A 26,266-nucleotide genomic window follows, 5' to 3' on the forward strand; every position below is an offset into this window, starting at 1 on the left:
CTCAGATGTCCGTGCCGAAGAAGCGGTCGCCGAAGTCGCCGATGCCCGGGACCATGTACGCGTCCTCGTTGAGGCGCTCCTCGATGGACGACGTCACGATGCGCACCTTCGGGAAGCGCCGCGTGACCGCCTCGATGCCCTCGGGCACGGTGATGAGGTTGACGAACACGATGTTCTCCTCGGACACGCCCTGCTCCAGCAGCAGTTGGATGGTGGCGACGGCCGTGCCGCCCGTCGCGAGCATCGGCTCCAGCAGGAGCACGTGGCAGTCGGCGATGTCGCCCGGGAGCTTCGTCCAGTAGTGCCGGGGGAGCTTGGTCTCCGGGTCCCGCTGCATGAGGATCTTGCCGATGCGCAGGGACGGGCACACGGCGCGCAGCTGCCCCTCCATGCTCTCGCCGGCCCGCACGACCGAGACGCCGCACACCTGGCGGGACGGGCGCAGCCCCTCGTACGTGGCGCCGACCGGCGTGGTGACGTCGTCCTTCTCGTACGGGACGAACTCCAGGGCCGCCTCCACCAGCAGCCGCACGACCCGTTCGGCGGCGAAGACGAAGTCCTCGCGGCGGGCCTGGCGGTTCCGCATGACGGTGTGGAGGGCACGCAGCTGGTTGGTCTGCGGCAGCAGGTGCACGAGTGCGGTCGGATCGGCGGTGGCCGTGGCGGTCGTGGTTGCGGCGGTCGTGCTCACCATGTCGTGTTGGTCCTTTCGGTGGTCGCTCGGGTTTCAGGTCACTCGTTCGGCGGTTCTTCAAAGGACGGCGGCAGCGGCGGCGTGTCCGTGAACTGGCCCGCGGCCGTCCGGTAGACCGAGAGCCCGCCCGTGCGCTCCCACATCCGGCGCATGACGTGGACGAGTTTGGGGTTGTGCTCTTCCTCCTCCTCGAAGGAGCGGGCGGTGATGAGCTCCCAGTCCATGCGGCGCAGCCCGTCCGGTCCGGCGTCGACGACGCCCTGGAACAGCGCGTGCAGGGCAGCGAGTTTGGCCCGCTTCGGCACTTGGGCCTGGGCGAGGACGACGCCCAGCATCCCGGTCCAGTAGCAGGCGATGACATCGCGGCGCTGTTCCTCCGGGAGGTGCTCGGCGATCTGCTCCATCGCGTGCAGGGACGTGATGAGGTGCAGCAGGACGAAGTCGCCCGGGCGGGCCAGGTAGAGCAGCGTGACCGCGTAGTACAGCTGCTCCCAGGTGGCCGCGGTGTCCGGTGCGTCCAGCCAGGCGGGAGCGTCGTACATGAGTGGGTGTCCGACGTCGAGCATGCGGGCATTGCGGAACTGCAGTCCGGAGCGTATGAGTTCGGGGTGGACGCCTTCCGGAGCGCCCGATTCCGGGACGGTGCCGACGTCCTGCGCCCAGGTGCGCAGCGCTTCGCGGTCGGCGTCCCAGGCGGCGGCGACGCGCAGCAGGGAGTCCATGGGGGTGGCGTCCTCGGGGCGCCGGTGCGCGGCCTGTTCGCGCCGTATGCGGTCGGGGTGGCTCGGCACGGACGCGAACGCCATGTATGCGAGGCCCTCCACCGCCATGCAGCGGCTCTCGGCGTCCAGCGCCCAGCCGAGGTGGATGGCAGCGTGCGTGAAGGCGCCGACCCAGCCTGGGACCAGGTCCGGGCTGTAGCGGCGCAGCACCTCCGCCATGCCCAGTTCGGCCACCTTGCGGTCGAAGTACGCGTAGTACGAGGCGAAGCCGGTGCGGCGGCCCAGGAAGTCCCGCCAGTTGTCGTCCGTGATGTCGAGCGTGGAGGGGCGGGCCGGTTCGAGGCCGTGGCCGTACGTGGTCAGCCGTGCGTAGTTCTCGTAGTAGTCCTGGATGCGCTCCGGGGACATGCCGAGGCGGGCCAGGGCGACCACGGCGTGCTTGACGTGGTTGCTGAGGTGGCCGTTGAATTCGATGTGGTGGCTGCGGTCGTTCAGCAGCTTCTTGACCACGGGCGAGTCGATCACTTCGCCTGCTCCTTGTGCTTGTCGTCGTCTTGGTCGCCCTTGGCGTCGGCGTCCTTGTTCTTGGGGTCTTCGCTCGTGGGGTCGTTGTTCTCGGCGTCCTCGTTCCTGGCTTCACGCGACGTCTGCGCGACCCGGGACAGGTAGACGCCCAGCAGTACGAGAACCACCCCGAGCCAGCGCAGGGGGCCGGGCGTGACGCTCTTGCTCTGCCAGTCGATGAGGACGGCGGTGATCATCTGGCCGCTGATCACCAGCAGTGCCGCGTTCATCGCGCCGAGCCGGGGGAACACGTAGCTGCTCACGACCACGAACAGCGCCCCGACCACACCGCCGATGTACGCGACGAGCGGCGGCTTCGCCCCGAACTCCCACTGGCTGAGTAGGACCAGGACAGTGGTGAGGAAGAGGAACCCCACCAGGTGGTTCCACAGCGAGGCCCGGAACGGGCCGATGACGGTGCTGAGGCGACCGTTGATGGCGCGGCTCGCCACGATGAACGCGCCATTGAGCAGTGCCAGCAGGATGGAGAGGATCACTGGGTGCCTCCGAAGAGGATCAGCGCGCTGCCCGTGAGGACGCAGAGCGCCACGAGGGCGTCCATGGGGACGATGCGCCGTTTCGGCGTCTGGAACAGCCCGAAGTGGTCGGACACGAGGCCGAAGAGGATCTGGCCCACGAGCATGAAGGCAATCGTCCCGGACAGCGACAGGCTCCCGTTGACGGTGATCGCGCCCAGCATGACCGTGAAGGCGCCGGGGATGCCGCCCAGGTAGAACCAGAGAGGCCGCTTCGTCGGCGCCGCCGGTTCCGCCTCGCCGCCCCGCTCCGCGCGGCGCAGCCTGACTCCCGACGTGGTCAGCAGCACGAGCAGCAACGCCACGACGGCTCCCACCCCGTGGGCCACCCACGACGCGTAGGCCGGCGTCGTGTGTTTCGCCAGCAGGCTGTTGTAGTGGAGCATCGTCGCGAGCAGCACACCGCCCGCGATGCCCAGGAGCCAGTCCTTCGATCGTCCGATCACTTCGCCGCCTTTCGGTTCGCTTCGTCAGCCGTCGTTTCCGTACGCGGCCATGATGTGTGCGACGGCGTCGTCGAAGGTGTCCGCCAGCCACGTCGGTTCGGCCGTGGACAGTTCGGCCGGGCCGTGGATGCCGTATGTCACGGCGATCGAGCGCATCCCGCACGCCTGTGCCATCAGCAGATCGTGCGTCGTGTCACCGACCATCACCGCCCGCTCGGCCGGTATGCCGCCCAGCTCGCGCAGCACCCTGTGGCCCGAGTCGGGGTGCGGCTTGGGCCGCTCGACCTGGTCCGCGCCGAGCACGACCTCGAAGAGGTCCCGGATTCCGGCGGCCCGCAGCAACGCGTCCGCGCTGGCGTAGAACTTGCTGGTGGCGACGGCCAGGGCGAGCCCGCGGTCGCGCAGCGCGGCGAGGCCGTCCGGGACGCCGGGGAACAGCAGCTCCACCGCCCGCGGCAGGACGATCTCGCGGAACGCCTCCTGGTAGCGGCGTACGCCCTCCGCCACGCGCGCATCGTCGGGCGCGACGCCCAGCAGCTTGGCGAACGCCTGCTCCAGGGGGAGCCCGATGGTCGCCCGGATCTCGGCCGGGGCGGGCGCGGGCGCGGTGCCCAGGGCGGCGAAGACGGCGGTGAACGACTCCACGATGCCGCGCGGGGTGTCGACGAGCGTGCCGTCGAGGTCGAACAGTGCCGCGGGGCGGGAGGCGGAGAGGGGCCGGGCCGTTCGTGTGTCACGTGAAACATCGGCGCTCATCGGACCGCCTCCGCCTGTGCGGCAGCCGCCCGTACGCCGGCGTGGGCCACGGCCAGCCGGCCGGCCAGCTCCGCCGTGCTGATCAGCACGGACATGTTGGCCTGGGAGGAGCGGCCGTCGGTCACCCGGTCCACCGCCCGCATCAGGTACTTCGTGATGGCGTTGCCGGTGATGCCGTCGCGCTCGGCCGTGACCGTCGCCTCGGCGATCGCCGCGTCCACATCCGCGCTGTCGATCGCGTCCTCCTCCTTGATCGGCGTGGCGACGAGGAACCCGCCCGGGTTGCCGAGCGCCCAGTGCGTGTCGATGGCGCGGGCGATCAGCTCCTCGTCGTCCAGCCGGTGGGGGCTGCGGAAGCCGCTCGTACGGCAGTAGAAGGCCGGGAAGTCGTCGAAGCGGTACGAGGTGACCGGGACGCAGTGGGTCTCCAGGAACTCCAGGGTCAGTCCCAGGTCCAGGATGCTCTTGGCACCCGCACAGACCACCGCGACCTTCGAGCGGGTGAACTGGATCAGGTCCGACGAGATGTCCATGGTGGTCTCGGCGCCCCGGTGGACCCCGCCGATCCCGGCGGACGCGAAGAACGGGATGCCCGCGAGCTCGGCGGCGACCAACGACGAGGCCACGGTCGTGGCGCCCATCCCGCCCCCGGCCAGCGCGAGCGACAGGTCCCGGCTGCTGACCTTGGGGATACCGGGCGTGGACGCGAACCGCTCGATGTCCTCGTCGGTCATGCCGACGAGGATGCGGCCGCCCTCGACGCCGATCGTGGCGGGCACCGCGCCGCCCGCCCGTACGGCGGCCTCGACCTTGCGGGCCGTGGCGGCGTTGTGCGGGTAGGGCAGGCCGTGGGTGATGACGTTGGACTCCAGCGCGACGACTGGAGCACCGGTGTCGAGCGCCTGGGCGACCTCGTCGCTGAACGCGAGGGGAATCGTCATGATGTCCTGGCTCTCCTTGAATGGCTCAGTACGTGGGGGTCTTGCGGAGCAGCTCGGCCCGCTCGACGATCTCGGGGAGGTAGACCTGCTCGTTCCACGCGTCCTGCTCCACCGCTTCGAGCGCGATGGAGATGACGCCCTCGTCGCACTGGAAGGCGGAGTGCACGGCCTTCGTCACGGCGGCGACGAGTTCGGACTCCTGTTCCTCGTTCAGTGCTACGGGGAAGTGCTTGATGTTGACGTGCGGCAAGGTGAACTCCTTCTTGCGTGTGTTCTCCTGGTCTCGGAGGCGGCGCCGGATCACATGGACCAGCTCGTCGACTCCCGGGTCGCGCAGCAGCGCGTAGTGGTCGGTGTCGAGGGTGACGACGGCCGGTTCGCGGACCGCGTAGCCGCGGGCGCTCTCGATGAACGAGTTGTCGTCGCCGCGCGCCTTGAAGAGCGTCACCGGCGCGGCGATCCGCCGCCCCCTCAACTCCGGGAAGGTGTAGGTGAACTCGTACGTCAGGCGGACGATCCGTACGATCCGCCGCACCAGTTCGCCGTCCAGCCCCGGGAAGGCTCCGGCCACGAAGGCCGCGAAGCTCTCGTCGTCCGTCGCCGTGCGCAGGCACTCCTCCAGCAGCGGCCCGCTGATCCGCCCCGCGAATACGGAGAACAGGATCGTGACGAACGCCCGGTTGCGATAGGAGGGTTCATGGCCGTGTACGGCAGCGGCGTCCGCCCGCACCTCGGGCGCGCCCGGGGCGATCAGGAACAGGTTCTCGACCCGCTCCCCCGCCTGCTCCAGTTGGTGTGCGGCCTCGAAGGCGACGCGGGCGCCGAAGGAGTAGCCCCAGAGAGTGTACGGGCCCGAGGGCTGGACCTGCCGGATGGCGTGCACGTCGCGCTCGGCCATCTCGCGGATCGTCGCGTACGGCGTCTCGCCCTCGTTGGTGCCGTACGCCTGGACGCCGACGAACGGCCGTCCCAGGCCCAGGCGGTCGCCGAGCAGCCGCAGGTTCATGGGGTACCCGCCGAGGCCGGGCCAGCAGAACACGGGCGCCGCCCCGTCGGCCTCGTCCTCCCCGTCCCGCAGCCTCACCAGCCGCGCGACGTCCTGGTCGGTGCCCTCCTGCGCGCCGCCGCCGGCGACGCGCAGCGCGAGCTGCTCGACGGTGGGCGCGTCGAACAGCGCCTGGAGGGGGAGGGAGCCGCCCAGCTCCCGGTTCACGCGGTTCACGAGCGCGACCGCCATGAGCGAGTTCCCGCCGCTGGCGAAGAAGTCGTCCTGGACGGAGACGGTGTCGCGCTTCATCACCTTCATCCAGATGTCGCCGATCCGCTTCTCGGTCCGCGTCCTCGGCGGGACGAAGGGGCGGTCGGAGCCGGTCACGTCCGTCGCCTCGGAGTTCGCCAGGGCCCGGACGTCGATCTTGCCATTGGCGGTGAGGGGCAGGGCGTCGAGGACGACGACCCGGTTGGGCACCATGTAGTCCGGCAGGAAGGTCACCAGGTCGTCGCGGATCATCTCCGCGGGCCCCCGCATGTGGACGGTGTCCTCCTTCATGCCCTCGCTGTGCCACTGCTCCTCGCTCACACGCCCGCCGACGAAGAAGTACGAGGGCCTCCCCGCCACCGGGAGCAGGGCGGCCATCCGCTTGGCCGCGGGCAGGTCCTCGCCGGTCTCCGAGCTGTAGCCGGACGACATGAACCCGAGGTCGAGGCAGTTCATCTGGAGGCGCTGGAGCTTGCGCCCCAGGTCGAGGTAGCCGAGCCAGCCCCGCTCCGCCGCGCCGAACACGGTGATGCCGAAGCTCGCGCGTTCGTACACGGCCTGGTTGATGGCGATGACGTCCCTCTTGCGTACGAGGTCGTCCGCAACCCGCTCCAGGGCACCGCCGCCTCCCGCGGAGCCGTGGCGATACCGGTACTGGCCTCCGGGCAGCCCGGGCACACGCCCCGGGTGCGCCTGGACGTACACGTCGAGCGCGGCCGCGTCGCGGTCGCCCTGTCCGGCGGGCACCACCTCGAAGCCGCCGAGGTAGTGGTCCTCGTCCGCGCAGTCGAGCCGTTCCTTCGTCCCGGGGGTGAAGTCCAGCTCGCGTACCGCCAGCCCGTGGTGGGGCAGCACCTCGTCGAACAGCCCCACCATGTGGCCGGCCTCGATCTGGAGGACCTCGCGGATGTTGTTCTTGTAGACAGGTTCGATGGCGCTGGTCCGCCCGAGGAAGTGCAGACGCACCCTGGGCGCCGCGGAGCCGGCAGGAGGGCCCATCAGGACGAGCCGGTGCTCCAGCGGGTGGTAGTAGTACAGCCCGTCGGGCACCTCGGCGGGACCGCCGGCAAGCTCGAGGTAGAGCTGCGTGGCGTTGAGCGCGCCCGGCGAGGCGTACCCGTACTTGGGCAGGAGCCGCTCCTCGCTGAGGAACCGGCCGAAGTAGCGCAGGATCTCCCCCAGCTCGCCGAAACCGAGCCCGGCGGGCTCACGCGGCGGGCGCGCGGCAGTACGGTCCTCCCGGTCCTCGTCGAGTAGCCGCAGGATGTCGTCCTCCGTGACGTCGCCGCCTTCGAAGAACCGGTACGTCTTGCGCGCGAACACGCGGCGCCGCTGCTCCGGCGTGGGCTCCGCACCGGGCAGCGCGACCGACGCGCGGGCCGCCACGTCATCCGTGTCCCGGCAGCCGGCGGCCGCCAGCTGAGCCCTGACCTGGAGCTTGCTCGCCTTCGACTGGTGGTGCGTACCGTGCCGGCCCTGGTCCATCAGCGCGGCTTCCCGGGGGCTCAGCTCGACGCAGGCGACGAGGTTCTGGAAACCGGTGCGCGGGTCGTCCTTGACGATCACGGCCGCGTTCCTGACCCAGTCGTGGGACTCGACGGCCAGCCGGATCTCGTCCAGCTCGACGCGGAAGCCCCGCAGCTTCACCTGGCTGTCCGCCCGGCCGGCGAACTGCACGCTCCCGTCGGCGTTCCCGTACGCGAGGTCCCCGGTCCGGTACAGCCGCCCGCGCTCGGGGTCGTCGACGAACCGTTCCGCCGTGAGGTCCGGCCGGTGGAGGTAGCCCCGGGCCAGCTGGACGCCTCCGATGTACAGTTCGCCGATCTCGCCGGCCGCGACCGGCGACCGCGACGGGTCGAGGATGTGGAAGCGCATGCCGTCGACCGGGGAGCCGATCGGCACGGACTGCGGCCCTGACTCCACGTCCGCCCGCTCCACGCGGTACGAGGAGGCGTTGATCGTGCACTCGGTCGGGCCGTAGAGGTTCACGAGCGAGCAGTCCGGCAGGGTGTCGAGCAGCAGTCTCGCCAGATTCCTGGACAGCGCCTCGCCGCCGCTGAAGAGCTGGGTGAGGGAGGTGCAGCGGCCGAACTCCTCGGTGTCGAGGAGCGCCTGAAGCAGCGTCGGCACGCACTGCAGGGTGGTCACGCCATAGGCGTCGACGGTCCGCATCAGCCCTTCGGGGTCGCGATGGATGCCGGGGGCGCCCATGACGACGCGGCTGCCGCAGGCAGGGGCGAGGATCTCCCACTGCGCGGCGTCGAAACTGGCGGGCGTCTTCTGCAGGACGATTCTGTTCTCGTCGAGTCCGTGCGCCGTCCGTAACCAGTTCATCTGGTGGACGATCGCACGGTGTTCGACCATTACACCCTTGGGCTTTCCGGTACTGCCCGAGGTGTAAATGACATACGCCGGATCGTCTTCCGCCGGCAGCCCGAGCCCGGATTCCCGCCACGTCTTTCCAGTATCCCCCGCCGCCGAATTCAGCACATCCCGCAGCGTGACGACCGTGGTTCCGGGGGGAGCGATTCTCTCCAGTCGTTCCCGCAGCCGTTCCTGCGTGAAGACCACGCAGACCCGGGCATCCTCGACCATGTACCGGAGACGTTCTTCCGGATAGTCCGGTGACAGCGGAAGATACGCTCCGCCGGCCGCGAGAATTCCCCACACGCCTGTCATGAGATCAAGTGAGGGCTCGACGAAAAGACCGACGCAGTCGCCCCGCCCCACCCCGAGCCCGCGCAGGTACGCGGCGGCTTCCGCGCTGTACCGGCCGAGCTCCCGAAACGTCAGCCGCTCTGGGCCGCACTCCACCGCGGTCCTGTCGGGATGCCACCTGACCTGGGCTCTCAACAGGTCGGTCAGACTCTCCCCCGTGTCACCGCCGCCGGTTATGTGCGGCAGGTCCCTACTTCCCTCGACAGCCGAATTCACCATGTACGCCCCCGATCAAATACGTCAGATACGCGTGGCGCCGACCCGCGGCGGCATCGTCGCCACCCGGAATCCCGCCCACGCCTGTGTGACCGACGGGCCCTTCCGCCCGTCGGCTCATACGACTTCCGTCGGTGATGTCCGGAAGGCACCGGAGCGCAGCCTGCACATCGGTGAAGGAATTCCCGCACCGCTCACCGGTTGGGTCCGCTTCCACGTGTGGCGGGGCACGCCTCTTCGAATCACGCCCGTCTTGGGCATCGCTTTCCCCCGCTGTCCTTCCTGGCCGCCGAACGGCCGGGATCTTCCCCCGTGAATTGAGACCCCTGCACAGGACAGGTATCCGCTCAAGCATCCGCATGGCTGGTCTGCGGCGCGGAGCAATCGAGACGTTATGCCGTGGCCATAGGTGGGTCAACAGGCGCCAGGAGGATGACCTAAAAGGCCGCCTCCCGGCCACGTGGCACATGCCACAGGAACTGCACAGAAGCCGGAAGGCCCACCGGTTCCCGCTCGTCCACCGCGCCCCGCTGACCGGATCCACAGAGTCGATATCCGGTCACCACGGCGTGGCGACTTCCACTCAGTAGGGTCGAGGACCGGCGTGGTGGCTGACGCTCCGTCTCCAGTCTCCGGCCCTACGAGAGCGGCCGGACGACCCCGTGATGTCCGCCACAGGAGGCAGTTGGAAAAGCGACACGATGGCGCGCCGTAACGCGACGCACATCAAGGGCTCAGCCCTGGCGCAAAGCGACACAACCTGCAGGGGACACGATCTCGCTGACACAAAGCGGTCCTGCGTCGAGCCCGCGGTGAAGCGCGAACTCCCCCGCTTCCGGATGCGCGTCCCTGCCTCCCACCCGCACCGCCTTCTGCGACGGCTTCGGGCGCAACCTCACCCCGGCCGAACAGCACGTGTGTTTGGCCTACGGCGCCCAGGACGCCGTGACCGCCCTGAAGTGGGGGCTGGAACACCGGGACGTGGATTCCGTTGGCTGGACAGGCCCCCGCCTGCCTGCCAAGGGGTGAAGGTCATCCACGCGGTGATCCGCACCGGCGTCCTCTACGAACCACGCACCCCCGACGACGTCGACCTCGCCGCCTGACAACCCCACCCCCGCCACCCTCCAGACCCCGATCACGCCCGCACACCGGCGCGGCCACCAAGGCCCGGCCGGCCACCGGACTGCCCACCAGGCACCCGATCCACCGGGAACATCCCGCTTCGCGGGACGTTCCCGACATCCATGATCAACCCCTTCAAACCGACCCCGCCGAGGTTGACGAAACAGATAGGGGCACCCCCGACCTGTGAGCAACGTTCATGAAGCCGGCGAGTCCGGCTCGTATCGGAGGCGTTCCACCACTTCGCGTGAATCGGAGGCCGCCCGGGAACGTTCCCGGGCGGCCTCCGCGTCGTTGTTCACGAAAAGAGCGCAAGGCAAGCAGCAGGGGGTGTCCCATGGGTCGAGTGGTACTGGAGCGTTTTCCGGCCGGAAGTCCGCGGGGGAGCTGGCCCGCCGAGGAGTACGCGGCCCAGCGGATGCGCGAGGGCGTGCCCGCGGAGGTGGTCATGGATCTGGCGAGCGACGCGTTCCTGGTCGTGGTCCGGCAGCGGGAGGCGCGTTCCGGTCACTGACGGGCGGGACGGAGGTCCGGTCCGCGCACGCCCCTTGGCCTCCCGCCCGCGCAGCCCCACACTGACCCGATGACTCAGCGTGTGGATCTCGCGACGGTGATGGACCGGCTGGCGATCGACGACGTGGTCACGGGCTACGCGATGGCCGTCGACGACGGCGACTGGGGCGCCTACCGGGCCCTGTTCACCCCCGGCGGGCGGGCCGACTACAGATCGGCCGGCGGGATCGAGGGGCCGGTGGGGCAGGTCGCGGAATGGCTCGCACGGACCATGGAGCTCTTCCCGGTGAGGCAGCATCTGATCGTCAACCGGCTGGTCCGGCTGGAGGACGTGGCCGGCTCGCCGGGCGACAGCGCCGAGGTCCGGGCGGACTTCTTCAACCCGATGCGGCTGCAGGCACCGGAGGCCCGCGGCGGCGGCGCGGTCACCTCTCCGAATTTCGTGGCCGCCGGCCGCTACGCCTTCGCCCTGGCCCGCACCCGGGACGGCTGGCGGCTCACGCGTGTCACCGTGCACGAGAAGTGGCGACACACCACCGCGTGAGCGCTTCCTCCCCTTCCGTCCGCGCGGCCCGGGGGCGGTCCCGCCCTGCACTGCCACACTGGAAGCGGAGGCGCGCCATGATCCCGAAGCACGACGGGTGGTCCCGCCACTGGCGCGGGCCCGCCGCGGTCGCCGCCGGGGCGCTGCCCGCCCTGGCGTTCCCCGCCCCCGCGCTGTGGTGGTTCGCCTACGTGGCCCTCGTGCCCTGGATGCTGTTGCTGAGATCGGCCTCCGGAGGGCGGCGGGCGGCCCTGGAGGGCTGGCTCGGCGGCGCCGGGTTCATCCTGGCCGTGCACCACTGGCTGCTGCCGAGCCTGCACGTGTTCCTGCTTCCGGTGGCCGCACTGCTCGGGGTGCTTTGGATCCCCTGGGCACTGCTGGTGCGGGAGCTGCTCGGCGGCCGCCCGTCCCGTGGCCGGGCGGCCTGCGCTCTGGTCCTGGTACCGGCCGGGTGGCTGCTGTCGGAGCTGGTCCGCTCCTGGCAGGGGCTCGGCGGGCCGTGGGGGCTGCTGGGGGCCAGCCAGTGGCAGGTTCCGCCGGCGCTCCGGCTGGCGTCGGTGGGCGGGGTGTGGCTGATCAGTCTGCTGCTGGTGGCGGTGAACTGCGCCCTGGTGCTGCTGGTCGCCGTACCGGGGGCCAGGGTCCCGGCGGTGGCCGGGCTCATGGGCTGTGCGCTGCTGACGGGCGCGGTGTGGGTGTGGGCGGTTCGGCCCGCGGAGTCGGGCGGGCTGCGGGTGGCCGTCGTACAACCGGGACCGGTGCCCGACGGCCCCGACAGCGCGGAGCGGCGGTTCGCGGCCGGCGAGCGGCTGACCCGGCCGCTGGCCGGGCAGCGGGTCGACCTGGTGGTGTGGGGCGAGAGCAGCGTGGGCGAGGACCTGACGGCCCGCCCGGACCTGGCCCGCCGGCTGGCCGCGCTGTCGGCGGAGGTCGGGGCTCCGCTGCTGGTGAACGTGGACGCGCGGAGGGCGGACCGCCCGGGGATCCACAAGAGCGCGGTGCTGGTCGGCCCGGGCGGGCCCACGGGCGACCGGTACGACAAGATGCGGCTGGTCCCCTTCGGGGAGTACGTACCGGCCCGGGCTCTGCTGGGCTGGGCGACCTCGGTCGGCAGGGCCGCCGGCGAGGACCGCGTGCGCGGGGACGCGCCGGTGGTCATGGACCTGCCGGGCCGGCGGGACGGGGGCACGGTCGTCCGTCTGGGACCGCTGGTCTGTTTCGAGTCCGCGTTCCCCGACATGAGCCGGCGCCTCACCCACGACGGGGCCTCCGTGCTGATCGCCCAGTCGGCGACCTCCACCTTCCAGCACAGTTGGGCACCGGCCCAGCACGCCTCGCTGGCGGCCCTGCGGGCGGCCGAGAACGGCCGCCCGATGGTGCATGCGACGCTGACCGGGATCAGTGTGGTGAACGGCCCGTCGGGCGAGCGCGTCGGCACCGCACTGCCCACCTCGGCGCGGACCGCCGAGGTGTACGACGTACCGCTCGCCCGGGGCTCGACCCTCTACGTCCGCTTCGGGGACTGGCCCGTGACCGCGGCCCTCGCAGCTCTGGCGTTCGCCTGCGGTGCGGCGGGCGCACGGGTGCTCAGGAGGCCTTCTCCGCCTGCTCCAGAGCCGAGTTCACCACCAGCTCGCACAGCTCGTGGGTGAGCAGCGCGTCGCGGGCACCGAGGATCCGGCCCGCCGCCACCGCCTCCAGGAAGTGGTCCACCACCTGCTCGATGCCGCGCTGGCGGGCGACGGGGACCCAGTCCCCCCGGCGGCGCACGGTGGGCTGGCCCTTGTGGTCGATGACCTCGGCGAGGTTGACGACCTGCCGCTTGGTGTCGGTGCCGGAGACCTCCAGGACCTCCTCGTTGGATCCGGACAGGCGGTTCATGATGCCGAGCGCGTTGAAGCCGGCGCCGGAGAGGTGCAGCACCACCTGGTGCATCAGTCCGTCGCGCACCACGGCCCGCACCCCGGTGTAGTCGGCCTCGCCCGGCAGCAGGAAGCGCAGGGTGTCGACGACGTGGATGAAGTCGTCGAGCACCAGCGTGCGTGGGTCCTCCGGCAGGCCGACCCGGTTCTTCTGCAAGACGATCAGGTCGCGCGGGTGGTCGGCGCACTGCGCGTACCCGGGCGCGTAACGGCGGTTGAAGCCGACGGCCAGGGAGACACCGCGTTCCTCGGCCAGTTCCACCAGGCGCCGGGACGCCGCCAACTCGTAGGCGAGCGGCTTGTCCACGTAGGTGGGGACACCGGCCTGCAGCAGCCGGGTGACGATCTCGGGGTGGGCGGCGGTCGGCGCGTGCACGAAGGCCGCGTCGAGCCCCTCGGCGAGCAGGGCGTCGAGGTCGGTGTGCCGGTGCGCTGCCGGGACCCGGTGGATCGCGCCGACCCGTTCCAGAGTCTCGGGAGTGCGGGTCTGCAGGTGCAGTTCGACGTCCGCACGCGTGGTGAGGACGGGCAGGTACGCCTTCTGCGCGATGTCGCCGAGTCCGATGCAGCCGACCTTCACCGGGGCCTCCAAATTCGGTCCTTGCGGGATCCTCGCAGCTTAATCCCTGGTGGCCGGGGCTCCGGTTCGCACAGGATGGGCCCCATGACCACCAGTTCAGGATCACACCGCACCGAACCCCCCACCACCGCCGCCGAGCGGGAGATGCTCGACGGCTGGCTCGACTACCACCGCGCCACCCTGCTGTGGAAGTGCGAGGGGCTGCGGGACGAGCAGTTGCGCAGGACTCCGCTCGCGCCCTCCGAATTGAGCCTCCTGGGGCTGCTGCGGCACATGGCAGAGGTGGAGCGTTACTGGTTCCGGGAGATCATGCTGGGTGAGGAGCTGCCCGAGCTGTACGTCACGGACGAGGACCGGGACGGCGACTTCCACTTCACCGAGGCGGCCACCCGGGCCGAGACCGAGCGGGTGTGGCGGGCGGAGGTCGAACGGGCACGGCAGGCGGCCGCGGGCCGCTCGCTGGACCTGGTGTCGGAGGCCCGGAACCACCACCGCGGCGAGGTGTTCAGCCTGCGCTGGGTCTACACCCACATGATCGAGGAGTACGCGCGCCACAACGGCCACGCGGACCTGCTGCGCGAGCAGATAGACGGCGCCACCGGCGACTGACCCGACAACTACCCGACGACTGCCCGGCGGCCGGCCCGGGGCGGCCCGCGATCCGCCGGTCACCCCGCTGCCCGTCACCCGTGCGGGGTGAATATGGGCTCCGGGTTTCCGCAACGGGGTCCTCGCACAGCAGAGTTGCGCGGGTGCATCCAACGCGAACCACGACAAAGCTGCTGCTCGGAGTCGCCTGCGCCGTTTCGGCGGTCTCCGGCTGTGTCCATGTGAGCCCCGGAACCGCGCATCCCGCGGCGGCCCCCGCCGCCGGGGTCCCGCCCCGGCACGAGCCGCGCGGCGGCCCGGGTGCCGCCCCCGTGGCCGTCCGGGCACCCGCCCTGGAGGCGCTGGAGGCGGTCGCTGCGGCCCCGGAGCAGCCCGCCCGTCAGGCGGGCCCGACCCCCGCCGCACGGAACTCGCAGCGCCCTGCCCGGGGCGCCTCCGGCGGGGCCGTGCAGGAGGCTGCGCCCGTACCGGACATCCCGGAGCCCCGCCGGGCCGCCGGATCCGCGACGGGCCGTCCTGACGGCTCCCGGCACCCCGACCGGCCCGGTGCCGAGGCGGAGCGCGAGCTGCTGCGCAAGCTGCCGGTGCGGCCGGCCGACGTCTGCGCGCTGGGCCGGCGCCACGGCCGCTGGCACCCCGACAGCCCGGAGGCCCGGATCTGCGCGGGCGTCCACGGCGGCTGAGGGCGCGCCAGGGGGCCGCCCGGCGGGCGGGGGGCGGCCGACGGGGGCCGGGGCCGCGTCCTGCCCGTCCCGACCGGCAGGACGCCCCCTACGCCTGTTCGGGGAAGGGCCAGGGGCCGCCGCCGCCCGGTTCCGCGGCGAGGCGGTGCTCCAGCCGGGCGATGGCCGCCCGTACGCCGTCGCCGTAACCGTCGTCGGAGAGGGCCCCGGCTGCCGCGCGGGCCCGCGCCAGGTGGACCCGGGCGGCGCCGGGACGCTGGAGCTTCAGGTAGTCGGCGGCCAGGCTGACGTGCAGCGACGGGTAGAACACGCGCATCGCGGGACGCGGCTCCCGCTGCGCGGGGCACCCGTCCCCGTGCCCGTCACCCAGGGAGTCGGCGGCGGTCAGGGCGCGCAGGTCCCAGGCCAGCTCGTCGGCGGGATCGTCCTGGGCGTCGGCCATGTAGTGGGCCAGGGTGCACCGGTGCAGGCAGTCCCCCTCCTCGCCGATCTCCTGCCAGATCTCGCCGAGCCGGTTGCGGGCCTCCTCCCGGTCTCCGGCGTGCAGCAGGATGACCGCCTGGCCGATCCTCGTCATGACGGCGTCCTCCGACGCCTCCTGCTGCTCGGTCACGGCGGCCTCCGGCTTGCTCTGCCGGACCTGCTCCGGTCCGGTCGTCAAGACGCTAGCCGGAGGCACCGGCGATGGCGCCGAGGCGCGGTGGGGCGTCAGCCGAGGTCCGGGATCCGCCAGTCGATCGGCTCATGCCCCTGGGCGGCGATGGCCTCGTTGATCTGCGTGAAGGGGCGGGAGCCGAAGAACTTCCTGGCCGACAGCGGGGAGGGGTGGGCACCCTTGACGATCACGTGCCGCTCCTCGTCGATGAGCGGGATCTTCTTCTGGGCATAGGCCCCCCACAGGACGAACACGGCCGGGTCGGGCCGCTCCGACACCGCGCGGATCACCGCGTCGGTGAACCTCTCCCAGCCCTTGCCCTTGTGCGAGTTCGGCTCGGCCTCCCGGACGGTGAGCACGGCGTTGAGCAGCAGGACGCCCTGCTGGGCCCACGGCATCAGGTAGCCGTTGTCGGGGACGGGCAGGCCCAGCTCCTCCTTCATCTCCTTGTAGATGTTGCGGAGCGAGGGCGGGGTCTTGACGCCGGGCTGCACGGAGAAGCACAGGCCGTGGCCCTGGCCGGCGCCGTGGTAGGGGTCCTGGCCGAGGACCAGCACCTTCACCTGCTCGAAGGGCGTGGCGTCCAGTGCCGCGAACACCTGGTCGCGGGGCGGGTAGACCGGCCCGTTCGCCCGCTCCTTCTCGACGAACTCCGTGAGCTCTCTGAAGTAGGGCTGCTCCAGCTCCCCGCCGAGGACGGGGAGCCAGGACTCGGGCAGCATCTGGGTCACGGCGACAACCTCCGGTACAAGTTCGTGCAACTGCTCCAGAACCTACCGGGGGCCACTGACAACGCGTCGGCCGCCCGGGAGATCTCCCGGGCGGGACCGCGGCTACCAGCTGGTCTTGCGGTACAGCTCCCACATCTGCATGGCGGTCTGCGGGTCGAGGGCCCGCTCGGCGCCCGCGATGTCCTCGCGTGCGGCGACGTAGAGCTTGCCTTGCCACAGGGGCAGCAGCCGCACGTCCTCGGCGAAGATCTGCTGGGCCTTCTCGAACTGCTGGACCCCGGAGGAGCGGTCGCTGTCGCGGCGGGACTTGGGGAGCAGCTCGGTCAGGATCTCGTTCTGCTCGTACGGGGTGCCGACCGCGTTCTCCTTGCCGACGAACGGCGCGATGAAGTTGTCCGGGTCCGGGAAGTCGGGGAACCAGCCTCGGCCGAAGACCGGGTACTCCTGGCTCTTGTAGCCCTCCTGGAAGGTCTTCCAGGGCTGGCTGCGCAGGGTGATGCGGAACAGGCCGCTCTCGTCGAGCTGCCGCTTGATCTCGGTGAACTCCTCGGCGGTGGAGGCGCCGTACCGGTCGGTGGTGTACCAGAAGGTCAGGTCGACCGGCTGGTTGATCCCGGCCTCCTTGAGGATCTTCTTCGCCTTGTTGACGTCCGCCGCGCCGTACTTGTCGTAGAACGGCGTCTTGTGGCCGACGACGCCCTTGGGAACCATCGAGTACAGCGGCTCCGCGGTGCCCTGGTAGACCTTGGAGACGAGGGTGCCGCGGTCGATGACCTGGGCGATGGCCTGGCGGACCGCGAGCTTGTTGACCGCCGGGTCCTTCGGGTTGAAGACCAGGTAGCGGATCTCGGCGCCGACGTTCTCGACGACCTGGACGCCGAGTCCGTGTGCGGCGGGGCTCTGGAGGTCGGTGACCTGCGAGGCGGAAAGGCCTCGGTAGGTGGCGTCCAGCTCCTTGGCCTTCAGGTCGGCGACCATCTTCTCGGAATCCGCGTAGTAGCGGATGGTGACGGCCTTGTTCTGGCGGTTCGCGAAGCCTGCGTAGCCCTTGTTCTCGGACAGGACGGCCTCGCCGCCCTCCTTGTACGAGTCCAGCACGTAGGGGCCCGATCCGGTGATCTTGCCGTCCTCGCGCACCTTGTCGGCGGGGTAGTCCTTGGGCGCGACCAGCGAGGCTGCCGGTGAGCCGAGGACGTACGGGAAGGTGGCGTCGGAGGTCTTCAGGTGGAAGACGACCGTCAGCGCGTCGGGGGTCTCGATCTTGTCGAGGCTGCCGAAGAGGTCCTTCGGGCCGACCTTGGACCCGATCGTCATGATCCGGTCGAGGGAGTACTTGACGGCCTTGGCGTCGAGGGGCTCGCCGTTGGAGAACTTCAGGCCCTTGCGCAGGGTGCACCGGTAGGCCTGGCTCGCGCCGTCCGTGAACTCGCAGTTCTGGGCGGCGTCCGGCTGGGGCTTGGTGGAGCCCGTGGGGAAGGCCAGGAGGGTCTGGTAGACGTTCCGGTACAGCTCCCAGGAGCCGTCCCACGCCGCGGCGGGATCAAGGGTGCTCGGCGCGCTCGTAGTCCCGACGACGATCCGCTTCGCTTCGTCGCCGTCGTCCTCCGACAGCAGGCCGCATCCGGCGAGCAGGGATATGGACGCAAGGGCCGCAGAGATCTGCAGGCATCTGGTCCGGTTGAACACGTGCACGCTCCTCGATCAGCCAGGGGTGCGGCAGACCCTACCGCAGTGCCTCACGAATCCAATGGGTTGGTTTCGTGAGGCACTTGACCGGTTCCGTGCACATTCGATACACATTTACCTCCCTTTCGGAGGCAAATACGTCCGATTATCGGTCAGTGCACCCCGGAATTGAGGAACATCCCACCGTCGACGACCAGAGTTTGCCCCGTGATCCATTCCGCTTGTGCAGATGTAAGAAAAGCCGCGGCCCCTCCGATGTCCTCCGGGAGCCCGAGCCGGCCGAGCGGATAGGCCGCGGCGGCCTCCTGTTCCCGGCCCTCGTAGAGCGCCTGCGCGAACTTGGTCTTGACCACCGCCGGAGCGATCGCGTTGACCCGGACCCCGGGGGCCATCTCGTGGGCGAGCTGGAGGGTCAGGTTGATCATGGCCGCCTTGCTGATCCCGTACGCGCCGATGAAGGGCGAGGCGGAGATGCCGGCGATCGACGCGATGTTCACGATCGCCCCGCCGTTCTCCTTCTGCCAGGCGTGCCAGGTCCGCTGGGCGAAGCCGAGCGCGGAGATCACGTTGGTCTCGAAGACCTTCCGGGCGACCCCGAGGTCGAGGTCCGCGATCGGGCCGAAGACGGGATTGGTGCCCGCGTTGTTCACCAGGAAGTCGACCCGGCCGAAGGCCTCCATCGTGCGCTCGACGGCAAGGGCCTGGTGGGCCTCGTCGTGCGCCTTCCCGGCCACCCCGATCACCCGGTCCGCGCCGAGGCGCTCCACGGCCTCCTTGAGGGCCTCCTCGTTGCGCCCGGTGATGCAGAGCCGGTCGCCCCGGGCGACCAGTGCCTCCGCGATGCCGTAGCCGATGCCCCGGCTCGCTCCGGTGATCAGTGCGACCTTGCCGCTGTCCGTGCCGCTGTACGCCATGACGTATGCCCCGCCTCTCTTCGGTCGCTTCAGTTGAGGGGGCCGCCGGCCACGTACACGACCTGGCCGGAGACGAAGCCGGCGGCGTCGCCGGTGAAGAAGGCGATGGCGTTGGCGATGTCTGCCGGACGGCCGACCCGCTGGACGGGGATCTGGGTGGCCGCGGCGGCCTGGAAGTCCTCGAAGCCCATGCCGACGCGGGCGGCCGTCTGGGCGGTCATCTCGGTGACGATGAAGCCGGGGGCCACGGCGTTGGCGGTGACGCCGAACTTGCCGAGCTCGATGGCCAGGGTCTTGGTGAAGCCCTGCAGACCGGCCTTGGCGGCCGAGTAGTTGGCCTGGCCGCGGTTGCCGAGCGCCGAGCTGCTGGAGAGGTTCACGATGCGGCCGAACGTGGCCTCCACCATGTACTTCTGACAGGCCCTCGACATCAGGAAGGCGCCGCGCAGGTGCACGTTCATGACCGTGTCCCAGTCGGACTCGCTCATCTTGAAGAGCAGGTTGTCGCGCAGCACGCCCGCGTTGTTGACCAGGATGGTGGGGGCGCCGAGTTCGGCGGCCACGCGCTCGACCGCCGCCTCCACCTGTGCGCCGTCCGACACGTCGCAGCCGACCGCCAGGGCCCGGCCGCCGGCCGCCGTGACAGCGTCCACGGTGTCCTTGCAGGCCGCCTCGTCGAGGTCGAGCACGGCAACGGCCCGACCCTCGGCGGCCAGGCGCACGGCGGTGGCCGCGCCGATGCCCCGGGCCGCCCCGGTCACGATCGCGACGCGCTGCTCGGTGGTGGACATGCTGGTTCTCCTCGCCCTTGAGAGACGGCCACCCAGAGGTGAGCAACCGCTTAGTAGCTTCAGCTGAGGAGACGCTAGGAGCCCTGGCACCCCGTGTCAACGGCCAACGGTCCGACACCCACGAGGTACGGCCTACCGCACCAGGAGGTCCAGCAACCGCTCCACCTCCGCCGCCGGATCGGCCGTCAGGCCGGTGTGCACCGGCCCCGGCTGCACCACGGTGCTGCGTGGGGCGATCAGCCAGCGGAACCGGCGTCCCGCGTCGTCACACGCCGCCTGCCCCGCCGCCTCGCCGCCGCCGCACACGCCCTCGACCCCGCGCAGGGCGGCCCGTACGCCGGCCACGTCCGCCGCCGGGTCCAGCGCGAGGAGCTTCGCCTCGTCGAGGTGGGTGCGCGCGGCGACGTAGGAATGCGCCCGGCAGTAGACGATCACGCCTGCGTTGAAACACTCGCCGCGTTCCATCCGGGGCACCACACGCACCAGCGCGTACTCGAACACGTCCCGCTCGGTCACTCGTCGCCGCTCTTCTTCTGGTGGGTCTTGTGGGGCCATTCCGGCAGGTGGTCGGTGAGCCAGCCGGGAGGCCCGGTCGGCGCCTTCACCTCGGCCTCCAGCGAGATCCTCTCGTGGATCGTGGCCGCGCGCGGCAGCAACGCCTCCACGTAGGCGCGGCGCAGCGCGTCGGCGGAGTCGAATCCCGGCTCGTCGACCAGCCACTCGTCCGGCACCTCGGCGGTGACCTCGGTGAGCAGTTCCTCGGTGACCAGCGGTGCCAGTGCGGCGGCCGCTGCCTCGATGTCCGGTCCCACGGGGGCCAGTACGTGGTCGGAGGCGTTGTAGGGCTTCGCGGCGGCGGCCTGGGCCGTGGGCCAGTTGTGGTGCCAGATCATGGTGGCGCCGTGGTCGATGAGCCAGAGGTCCCCGTGCCAGACCAGCATGTTCGGGTTGCGCCACGACCGGTCGACGTTGTTGATCAGGGCGTCGAACCAGACCACGCGCCCGGCCTCGGCCGGGTCCACCCGGTAGGCGAGCGGGTCGAAGCCGATGGAGCCCGGCAGGTAGTCCATGCCGAGGTTGAGTCCGCCGCTGGACTTGAGCAGCTCCTGGACCTCCTGGTCGGGCTCGGCGAGCCCGATGACGGGGTCGAGCTGCATCTGCACCAGCGTGGGGACCCTGAGTCCCAGCCGCTGGGCCAGGCGGCCGCAGATGACCTCGGCGACCAGGGTCTTGCGGCCCTGACCGGCTCCGGTGAATTTCATGACGTACGTTCCGCAGTCGTCGGCCTCGACGATCCCCGGGAGCGAGCCGCCCTCACGCAAAGGCGTGACATAGCGGGTCGCTACGACCTCTTTCAGCACTTCCCCAGGCCACCCATCTCTTCAGCCCTACGATCCGCGGACGACTGCTCCGGAGCGCAGAGGCAGGAATCACGGGTCAACGGCGCTGCGGCGCTGGGAGAATCCGGGGAGTCCCGGCCGGCGAGCCCGTCTCCCCGCGCCCCCGACGTACCCACGGCGGTATCGCGGCCCCCGTGCTGCCGGCTTCCGGCATGAGGGGAACATGGTAATCGAGAGTGATCGCCGGCGATGAGTCTGCGAGCCGTCGAGCCGGGGTCGTGACGGACTCCGGTCCCCCGGTGCCGGAGAAGGTCAGAGGGCTACGAGGTCCCGGTCCAGGCCGTTGAGCGGACCGCCGCTGTCGAACAGCGGGGCGCCCTGGGCAAGGCTTCCGGTGTCGACGGCCTGGAAGCCGGCGCTGTCGGCGAGATCGGCGACCCTGCGCTTGGCGCCGGCGTCGTCCCCCGCGAGCAGGACGATGCGCCGGCCGCCCTTGACGGCGGGATCCTCGGTGAGGACCTGCGCCAGGTAGGTGTTGAAGCCCTTGACCACGAGGGCGCCGGGGACGAGCGAGGCGACGACCTCGGTGGGCGGGCGGCCCCCGGTGTCGACGATCTCCAGTCCGCCGGCGGTCTCCCGGAGCGGGTTGAGCGGTACCAGCACGGTCCGCCCCCGCCAGGAGGCGACCGAGGCCGCCGCGCTCTCCTTCTGGTCCCACTGGACGGCCAGGACGACGACATCGCCGAAGTCGGCGGCCTCCTGGGCTGTTCCGGCGGTGGCGTTGTCGCCGAGCTCGTCGACGAGCGCGGTCAGTTTCTCCGGGGTGCGCGAGCCGGCCAGCTTGACCTGGTGCCCCGCGCGGGTGAGCACCCCGGCCAGAGCAGAGCCGAGACGACCGGCGCCAATGATTCCGACGTTCATGACTCGACGGTCACACACCTCCGGCGGTCCCACATCCCCGCGCCCCGCCGGCTGAGCCACCCGGGTGCGGCAGTGTCGTCGGCGCCGCACCGGAAATCCACAGCCGCCCGTCCGACGGCCGCCTCCGGTTCCGTGCGCGGGGCGAGGGGCAGCTGGGCGTCCCCGGCCGGCCCGGCCCGGGCTGCTCGGGACGATGGATCCTCAACCGCCGCTTCCCTCGCCCCCGTCGAAGGGCACCCTCACGGCGGAGAGCCCGTATGCGGCGCACAGGACTTCGGGGGCCGTTGCCCTTTCGCCCGGCCGTCGCGCTCTTGCCCCGCGTGGTCGGCGCGGGACAGCGGGCCGGCGGGCCGGCGGTCGGGGTTCAGCCGGTCCCCGGCTGCGCGGTGCGGTCGTCCCCGAGGCGGTCGGAGTCGATGTGCGCGCGTGGTGCGAGCCCCTCGATGAGGACCCGCACCCCCAGATCGAGCCGCTCTTCGGCAGTGCCCGAGCGGAGCTGGCCCGCCGACGCGGCGAGGTGGGGATGACGCACGGGATCCAGTGCGTCCAGCGCCGCGTCGATGTCCGCGGCGGCATGCCGGTGATCCAACGCCTGCTGCAGACGGCCCCCCGCGGCCGGGTCGGGGGCGGACCCGGCCTGTCCGTCGGATCCGGAACTCCCTGGCGGCGTCGGAAGCTCGACCTCGTAGGAAGCCGCACCGATGTACAACGCGATGAGATCGCAGCCCCAGGCGGCCCGCTGCCGCTCCACTCCGCCGGCCAGCAACAGCCCCAGCACGCGATCGAAGAGGTCGAGCCAGGCGGGGCTGGTGGGAATGTGCCCCAGGGAGACCCGGGCGAGCCCGGGGTACTCGCTCAAGGCGCGCACCGCCCCGGCGATGGTCGCCGCCAGCGCCTCCCGCCAGCCCGCGCCGGCCCCCGAGCCGCCGGAGGAGGGAGCTTCGCTCCCCCTGGCCGCGGGGGCGGAGGCCTCGGGCAGGGGGACGGTGGCGACCACGGCATCGAACATGAGTCGCAGCAGTTCCTCCCGCCCGGTCACGTACACGTACAGCGAAGCGGGTCCGGTGTCGAGTCGCGCCGCCACCCGGCGCATCGTGACCGATGTCAGTCCCTCCTCGCGCAGGACTTGCAGTCCCGCCCGTACCACGGACTGCTCGCTGAGCGCTGGCTTGGCGGGAAGGGAACGGGTGCCACGTGCCGGAGAACTCATGGCGGCAGCCTAGCACTTGACAACGAACACTGTTCGCCACGAACGTTGTTCGCCATGACCAACGAACAACGTTCGCCGCAGGTTGTGGCGCCCACCCCTCCCCAGCCGTCGCAGCCCCACCGCTATCGATGGGCAGTCCTCGCCGTCGTACTCGCCGCCGACGTGATGGACATGCTCGACGCGACCATCACGAGCATCGCCGCTCCTGCGATCGCCGCCGGTCTGGGCGGCGGGCCCGCGCTGAGCCAGTGGCTACAGGCGGCCTACACCCTGCCGTTCGCGGTCCTGCTGATCACGGCGGGGCGGCTCGGAGACCGCTACGGGCGCCACCGCCTGTTCCTGATCGGCACGCTCGGCTTCACCGCGGCCTCGGCCGTGTGCTCCCTGGCCACCACGCCCGGCTGGCTCATCGGCGGGAGGGTGCTCCAGGGTGCTCTGGGCGCACTCCTCCTGCCTCAGGGCTTCGGCATCCTCAAGGAGACCTTCGAGGGGGCTGAACTGGGCCGGGCGCTCGGCTTCTTCGGGCCTGTTCTCGGGTTGTGCGCGGTCGGCGGACCGGTCCTGGGCGGCATGCTCGTCGGGGCGGACCCGCTCGGTACGGGCTGGCGGGCGATCTTCCTGGTGAACCTGCCGGTCGGACTCCTCACCGCAGCCGGCGCGGTGCGCTGGATCCGCCGGTCACCGGCCGACCCCGGGCTGCGCATGGACGTACCCGGGATGCTGCTCACCGCTGCGGCATCGGCCGCGGTGATCTTCCCGCTGGTGCAAGGGGCGGGGTACGGCTGGCCGTGGTGGTGTCCGGGGCTGATGGCCGCGGGTGCCGCGGGCTTCGTCCTCTTCGCCCGGCTCCAGCCTCGACGGCCCTCGCCGCTGGTCCTGCCCAGCCTGCTGCGCAACCGCGGCTACACCGGCGGCCTCCTGGTGGTCACCGCCTTCTACGCCGCCTTCAGCGGTCTCATGCTGGTGCTCTCGCTCTTCCTCCAGGGCCCCCTGGGGCTGTCCCCCCAAGGCGCCGGATACGCCGTCGCGCCGCTCGCCGCGGGCATCGTCCTCACCGCCGGCCCGGGCCAAGCCCTGGCGGAACGCAGCGGACGGCGGGCGATCCAGGCGGGCATCGTCGTGACCGTGTGCGGCCTGGTCCTGCTGGCTGCCCTTGCCGGGCCGGCCTCGTGGGTCACCAGCGGCTGGCGGCTGCTTCCGGCGACCCTGGTGATCGGCATGGGCATGGGACTGGTGATCCCGCCGCTGTTCGACGTGGTTCTCGTCAGCGTCTCGGAGCCGGAGACCGGATCGGCCGCCGGTGTGCTCAACGCCGTGCAGCAGCTTGCCAACTCGGTCGGTGTCGCTCTGCTGGTCACGGTGTGGGCCGCCTGTGGTGACCACGGCCGCACACCGGGCGGGGCGCTGGCCGGGACCGCATGGGCGGCGGCCGCCCTCCTCGCGGTCGCGCTGCTCGCCTCCTACCGGCTCCCCGCCCGGCCCGCACCCCACCCGCGGGCAGCCGCAGACCACTGAGCGCGGCCGCCGCTCCGGGGCTCACGCCGGCGGCGCGCCCGGCTCCGCCCCGGAGGGCTGCACGGTCGGGATGCGCTGGGTGAAGAAGAGTGCGAGGAGCGCGGCGAAGGCCAGGACGGAGAGGGCCGCGCGCAGGCCGTCGACCCTGGCCGCCTCGTTCGCCGCGACCGCGGCGTCGGCCACCTCCGGGCTGACCCCGGCTTCGGCGAGGGCGCTCTGCAACTGGGCGTCCGACAGGAACGGCACGCCGGACGCGAGCCGGACGGTCGCCTGGCTCTTGACGGTGCTCGGGACGGCCGGGCTCTCCTGAACGCTGGTCAGGAAGGAGGAGGTGAGCGTCGCGATCATGATGGATCCGGCGAGTGCCGTGCCGATCGACGAGCCGAGGTTGGTGACGGCGTTCTGGACGCCGCCGACCTCGGCGGACTGCGCCTGCGGCACCGCGGACACGGTGACCGCGCCCAGCTGGGAGGCCAGTGCGCCCATGCCGAACCCGATCAGCAGCAGGGGGAGGGTGACCACCTCCGCTCCGGCGTCCGTGTCGAGCGCGCCGAGCAGGATCACCGCGCCCGCGAGCAGGGCGAGGGTCCCGAGTCGGACCACGCGACGCGGCGAGACGTCCGGGAGGAAGCGCGGGATCAGCGTCGCCGCGGCCAGCAGGGTGAGCGACAGCGGCAGCAGCCGGACGCCGGTGGCCAGCGCTGACAGGCCGAGCGCGACGGACAGGTAGAGCGGGACGACGAAGAAGACGCCCATCATCACGAGGTACTGGAAGAAGAACATGGTCAGCCCGCCGGTGAGCTGCTTGTTCTGCAGCATGACCGGGTCGACGAGCGGCTCCTGGCGCCGCTTGACCAGACGGCCCTCCCAGCGGAGGAAGAGCCAGACCAGGAACAGGCCCAGCAGCATGAGCCACAGGGTCAGGGAGATCCCGAACAGCCCGGGTCCGCCGTCGGTCGGCCGGAACCAGCCCCACTCGTCCGATCGGAGCACCCCGTAGACGAAGGTCCCGAGGCCCAGCGCCGACAGGACGACCCCGACGAGGTCGATGCGCGGGCGTTCCTCGCTCACGGCGTCCACGACGGGGCGGGCGAGCACGAGGATGCCGATCACCATGAGCACCTCACCGGCGAAGACCCACCGCCAGGAGAAGTAGCTCGTGGCGATCCCGCCGATCAGGGGACCGAGCGCGATGGCGATGGCGCCGGCCGCCGCGACGAGCCCGTAGGCGGCGGGACGGCGTTCCACGGGGAAGTTCCCGGCGACCAGCGCCACGATCGCCGGCAGGATGAGGGCCGCCCCGACGCCCTCCAGGAAGGACCATCCGAGCAGCAGCACGGTCAGGTTCGGTGCGACGGACGTGACGAGTGAGCCGCAGCCGTAGATGACGCAGCCGATCAGGAAGGCGCGTTTGCGGCCGATCAGCACCCCGACCTTGCCGCCGGGGATCATGAGCATGGCCATCACGAGGGTGTAGGCCGTGATGGCGCCCTGGATGCCGGTCACCGTCGTACCGAGGTCCCCGGCGACCGTGGCGATGGAGACGTTCATGACGGAGCTGTCCAGCGCCATCAGGAACTGGCCCGCGGCCAGTGTCGTCAGGACGAGTCGCCCCTTCGACGGGTTTCCTGTCGCCGTCCCTGCCCTGGATGCCATGGGGGCATGCTTCCAGCCGG

24 protein-coding genes are annotated in these 26,266 nt (G+C 71.1%); 6 read left to right on the top strand and 18 right to left on the bottom strand.

Annotation, left to right across the window (positions count from 1 at the left end):
- Position 1 precedes the first annotated feature (1 nt).
- The 7 genes from upp to R4Z63_RS04560 are packed head-to-tail and all read right to left on the bottom strand — an operon-like array spanning position 2 to position 8,821.
- Positions 2-694 (bottom strand): uracil phosphoribosyltransferase, encoded by a 693-nt coding sequence (gene upp / locus R4Z63_RS04530; protein ID WP_384451952.1) that lies wholly within the window; start codon positions 692-694, stop codon positions 2-4.
- Between the two features lie 38 nt (positions 695-732).
- Positions 733-1,941 carry a questin oxidase family protein gene (locus tag R4Z63_RS04535; RefSeq protein WP_384451948.1) on the bottom strand — a complete coding sequence of 403 codons (1,209 nt, stop codon included), beginning with the start codon at positions 1,939-1,941 and terminating at the stop codon, positions 733-735.
- Positions 1,938-2,477, bottom strand: a complete 540-nt coding sequence (locus tag R4Z63_RS04540; RefSeq protein ID WP_384451945.1) for a DMT family transporter — start codon at positions 2,475-2,477, stop codon at positions 1,938-1,940. The genes R4Z63_RS04535 and R4Z63_RS04540 overlap by 4 nt, the downstream gene beginning before the upstream one ends.
- The gene (locus R4Z63_RS04545; protein WP_384451942.1) at positions 2,474-2,962 is read right to left on the bottom strand and encodes a DMT family transporter; all 489 of its coding nucleotides are present in this window, start codon (positions 2,960-2,962) and stop codon (positions 2,474-2,476) included. Before R4Z63_RS04545 ends, R4Z63_RS04540 begins: the two co-directional genes overlap by 4 nt.
- A 24-nt stretch (positions 2,963-2,986) precedes the next feature.
- Positions 2,987-3,718, bottom strand: a complete 732-nt coding sequence (locus tag R4Z63_RS04550; RefSeq protein ID WP_384451939.1) for an HAD family hydrolase — start codon at positions 3,716-3,718, stop codon at positions 2,987-2,989.
- Entirely contained in the window at positions 3,715-4,659 is a 945-nt protein-coding gene (locus R4Z63_RS04555; RefSeq protein WP_384451936.1) for a pseudouridine-5'-phosphate glycosidase, read from the bottom strand. Before R4Z63_RS04555 ends, R4Z63_RS04550 begins: the two co-directional genes overlap by 4 nt.
- Positions 4,660-4,684: 25 nt before the next feature.
- Complete coding sequence (locus R4Z63_RS04560; protein ID WP_384451967.1) at positions 4,685-8,821, bottom strand: amino acid adenylation domain-containing protein; 4,137 nt, start codon at positions 8,819-8,821, stop codon at positions 4,685-4,687.
- Between the two features lie 1,492 nt (positions 8,822-10,313).
- Here R4Z63_RS04560 and R4Z63_RS04565 point away from each other — a divergent pair.
- The 3 genes from R4Z63_RS04565 (at position 10,314) to lnt (ending at position 12,685) form a co-directional block, all read left to right on the top strand.
- Positions 10,314-10,490 (top strand): DUF8839 family protein, encoded by a 177-nt coding sequence (locus R4Z63_RS04565; protein ID WP_106967693.1) that lies wholly within the window; start codon positions 10,314-10,316, stop codon positions 10,488-10,490.
- Between the two features lie 69 nt (positions 10,491-10,559).
- Positions 10,560-11,033, top strand: a complete 474-nt coding sequence (locus R4Z63_RS04570) for a nuclear transport factor 2 family protein (protein WP_384451933.1) — start codon at positions 10,560-10,562, stop codon at positions 11,031-11,033.
- Positions 11,034-11,110: 77 nt separating this feature from the next.
- A complete protein-coding gene (gene lnt / locus R4Z63_RS04575) occupies positions 11,111-12,685 on the top strand; it encodes an apolipoprotein N-acyltransferase (RefSeq protein WP_384451930.1) in 1,575 nt (524 codons plus the stop codon).
- Here lnt and R4Z63_RS04580 read toward each other — a convergent pair.
- The gene (locus R4Z63_RS04580) at positions 12,621-13,535 is read right to left on the bottom strand and encodes a Gfo/Idh/MocA family protein (RefSeq protein WP_384451964.1); all 915 of its coding nucleotides are present in this window, start codon (positions 13,533-13,535) and stop codon (positions 12,621-12,623) included. The two genes, lnt and R4Z63_RS04580, sit on opposite strands and share 65 nt — an antisense overlap.
- 84 nt (positions 13,536-13,619) lie before the next feature.
- Here R4Z63_RS04580 and R4Z63_RS04585 point away from each other — a divergent pair, with 84 nt between their 5' ends.
- Together R4Z63_RS04585 and R4Z63_RS04590 are read left to right on the top strand one after the other, a co-directional pair.
- Positions 13,620-14,144 (top strand): DinB family protein, encoded by a 525-nt coding sequence (locus R4Z63_RS04585; RefSeq protein ID WP_384451927.1) that lies wholly within the window; start codon positions 13,620-13,622, stop codon positions 14,142-14,144.
- A gap of 143 nt (positions 14,145-14,287) precedes the next feature.
- Entirely contained in the window at positions 14,288-14,827 is a 540-nt protein-coding gene (locus R4Z63_RS04590) for a hypothetical protein (protein ID WP_384451924.1), read from the top strand.
- Between the two features lie 88 nt (positions 14,828-14,915).
- Here the strand turns inward: R4Z63_RS04590 and R4Z63_RS04595 are convergent, their stop codons facing one another.
- The 9 genes from R4Z63_RS04595 to R4Z63_RS04635 form a co-directional block, all read right to left on the bottom strand.
- Positions 14,916-15,440, bottom strand: coding sequence for a hypothetical protein (locus R4Z63_RS04595; protein ID WP_037929478.1), 525 nt, complete (start codon positions 15,438-15,440; stop codon positions 14,916-14,918).
- A gap of 95 nt (positions 15,441-15,535) precedes the next feature.
- A complete protein-coding gene (locus R4Z63_RS04600; protein WP_384451961.1) occupies positions 15,536-16,204 on the bottom strand; it encodes a uracil-DNA glycosylase in 669 nt (222 codons plus the stop codon).
- A 111-nt stretch (positions 16,205-16,315) separates the two neighbouring features.
- Positions 16,316-17,899: an ABC transporter substrate-binding protein gene (locus R4Z63_RS04605; protein WP_037929205.1), complete on the bottom strand. Its 1,584-nt coding sequence runs from the start codon at positions 17,897-17,899 to the stop codon at positions 16,316-16,318.
- Between the two features lie 152 nt (positions 17,900-18,051).
- Positions 18,052-18,813 carry an SDR family oxidoreductase gene (locus R4Z63_RS04610; RefSeq protein ID WP_384451920.1) on the bottom strand — a complete coding sequence of 254 codons (762 nt, stop codon included), beginning with the start codon at positions 18,811-18,813 and terminating at the stop codon, positions 18,052-18,054.
- A 29-nt stretch (positions 18,814-18,842) separates the two neighbouring features.
- Positions 18,843-19,604, bottom strand: a complete 762-nt coding sequence (gene fabG, locus R4Z63_RS04615; protein WP_384451917.1) for a 3-oxoacyl-ACP reductase FabG — start codon at positions 19,602-19,604, stop codon at positions 18,843-18,845.
- 132 nt (positions 19,605-19,736) lie between these two features.
- Positions 19,737-20,120: a DUF3037 domain-containing protein gene (locus R4Z63_RS04620; RefSeq protein ID WP_384451914.1), complete on the bottom strand. Its 384-nt coding sequence runs from the start codon at positions 20,118-20,120 to the stop codon at positions 19,737-19,739.
- Entirely contained in the window at positions 20,117-20,965 is an 849-nt protein-coding gene (locus tag R4Z63_RS04625) for a HipA family kinase (RefSeq protein ID WP_384451911.1), read from the bottom strand. The genes R4Z63_RS04620 and R4Z63_RS04625 overlap by 4 nt, the downstream gene beginning before the upstream one ends.
- Positions 20,966-21,256: 291 nt before the next feature.
- On the bottom strand, positions 21,257-21,865 hold the full coding sequence (locus tag R4Z63_RS04630) for an NADPH-dependent F420 reductase (protein WP_384451908.1): 609 nt from the start codon (positions 21,863-21,865) through the stop codon (positions 21,257-21,259).
- A 364-nt stretch (positions 21,866-22,229) separates the two neighbouring features.
- Complete coding sequence (locus R4Z63_RS04635; protein ID WP_384451905.1) at positions 22,230-23,075, bottom strand: TetR/AcrR family transcriptional regulator; 846 nt, start codon at positions 23,073-23,075, stop codon at positions 22,230-22,232.
- A 54-nt stretch (positions 23,076-23,129) separates the two neighbouring features.
- Between R4Z63_RS04635 and R4Z63_RS04640 the strand changes: the two genes are divergently transcribed.
- Positions 23,130-24,590, top strand: a complete 1,461-nt coding sequence (locus R4Z63_RS04640) for an MFS transporter (RefSeq protein WP_384451902.1) — start codon at positions 23,130-23,132, stop codon at positions 24,588-24,590.
- 21 nt (positions 24,591-24,611) lie between these two features.
- Here the strand turns inward: R4Z63_RS04640 and R4Z63_RS04645 are convergent, their stop codons facing one another.
- Positions 24,612-26,246: an MFS transporter gene (locus R4Z63_RS04645; RefSeq protein ID WP_384451899.1), complete on the bottom strand. Its 1,635-nt coding sequence runs from the start codon at positions 26,244-26,246 to the stop codon at positions 24,612-24,614.
- Positions 26,247-26,266: the final 20 nt, after the last annotated feature.

Source organism: Streptomyces sp. PL-29, assembly GCF_058344425.1.

Bases quoted from the DNA above. Each gene is read 5' to 3' on its own strand.
- upp (WP_384451952.1), bottom strand. From the start codon at position 694: ATGGTGAGCACGACCGCCGCAACCACGACCGCCACGGCCACCGCCGAT.
- R4Z63_RS04550 (WP_384451939.1), bottom strand. From the start codon at position 3,718: ATGAGCGCCGATGTTTCACGTGACACACGAACGGCCCGGCCCCTCTCC.
- R4Z63_RS04555 (WP_384451936.1), bottom strand. From the start codon at position 4,659: ATGACGATTCCCCTCGCGTTCAGCGACGAGGTCGCCCAGGCGCTCGAC.
- R4Z63_RS04565 (WP_106967693.1), top strand. From the start codon at position 10,314: ATGGGTCGAGTGGTACTGGAGCGTTTTCCGGCCGGAAGTCCGCGGGGG.
- R4Z63_RS04570 (WP_384451933.1), top strand. From the start codon at position 10,560: ATGACTCAGCGTGTGGATCTCGCGACGGTGATGGACCGGCTGGCGATC.
- lnt (WP_384451930.1), top strand. From the start codon at position 11,111: ATGATCCCGAAGCACGACGGGTGGTCCCGCCACTGGCGCGGGCCCGCC.
- R4Z63_RS04585 (WP_384451927.1), top strand. From the start codon at position 13,620: ATGACCACCAGTTCAGGATCACACCGCACCGAACCCCCCACCACCGCC.
- R4Z63_RS04600 (WP_384451961.1), bottom strand. From the start codon at position 16,204: ATGCTGCCCGAGTCCTGGCTCCCCGTCCTCGGCGGGGAGCTGGAGCAG.
- R4Z63_RS04610 (WP_384451920.1), bottom strand. From the start codon at position 18,813: ATGGCGTACAGCGGCACGGACAGCGGCAAGGTCGCACTGATCACCGGA.
- fabG (WP_384451917.1), bottom strand. From the start codon at position 19,604: ATGTCCACCACCGAGCAGCGCGTCGCGATCGTGACCGGGGCGGCCCGG.
- R4Z63_RS04630 (WP_384451908.1), bottom strand. From the start codon at position 21,865: ATGAACGTCGGAATCATTGGCGCCGGTCGTCTCGGCTCTGCTCTGGCC.
- R4Z63_RS04635 (WP_384451905.1), bottom strand. From the start codon at position 23,075: ATGAGTTCTCCGGCACGTGGCACCCGTTCCCTTCCCGCCAAGCCAGCG.
- R4Z63_RS04640 (WP_384451902.1), top strand. From the start codon at position 23,130: ATGACCAACGAACAACGTTCGCCGCAGGTTGTGGCGCCCACCCCTCCC.
- R4Z63_RS04645 (WP_384451899.1), bottom strand. From the start codon at position 26,246: ATGGCATCCAGGGCAGGGACGGCGACAGGAAACCCGTCGAAGGGGCGA.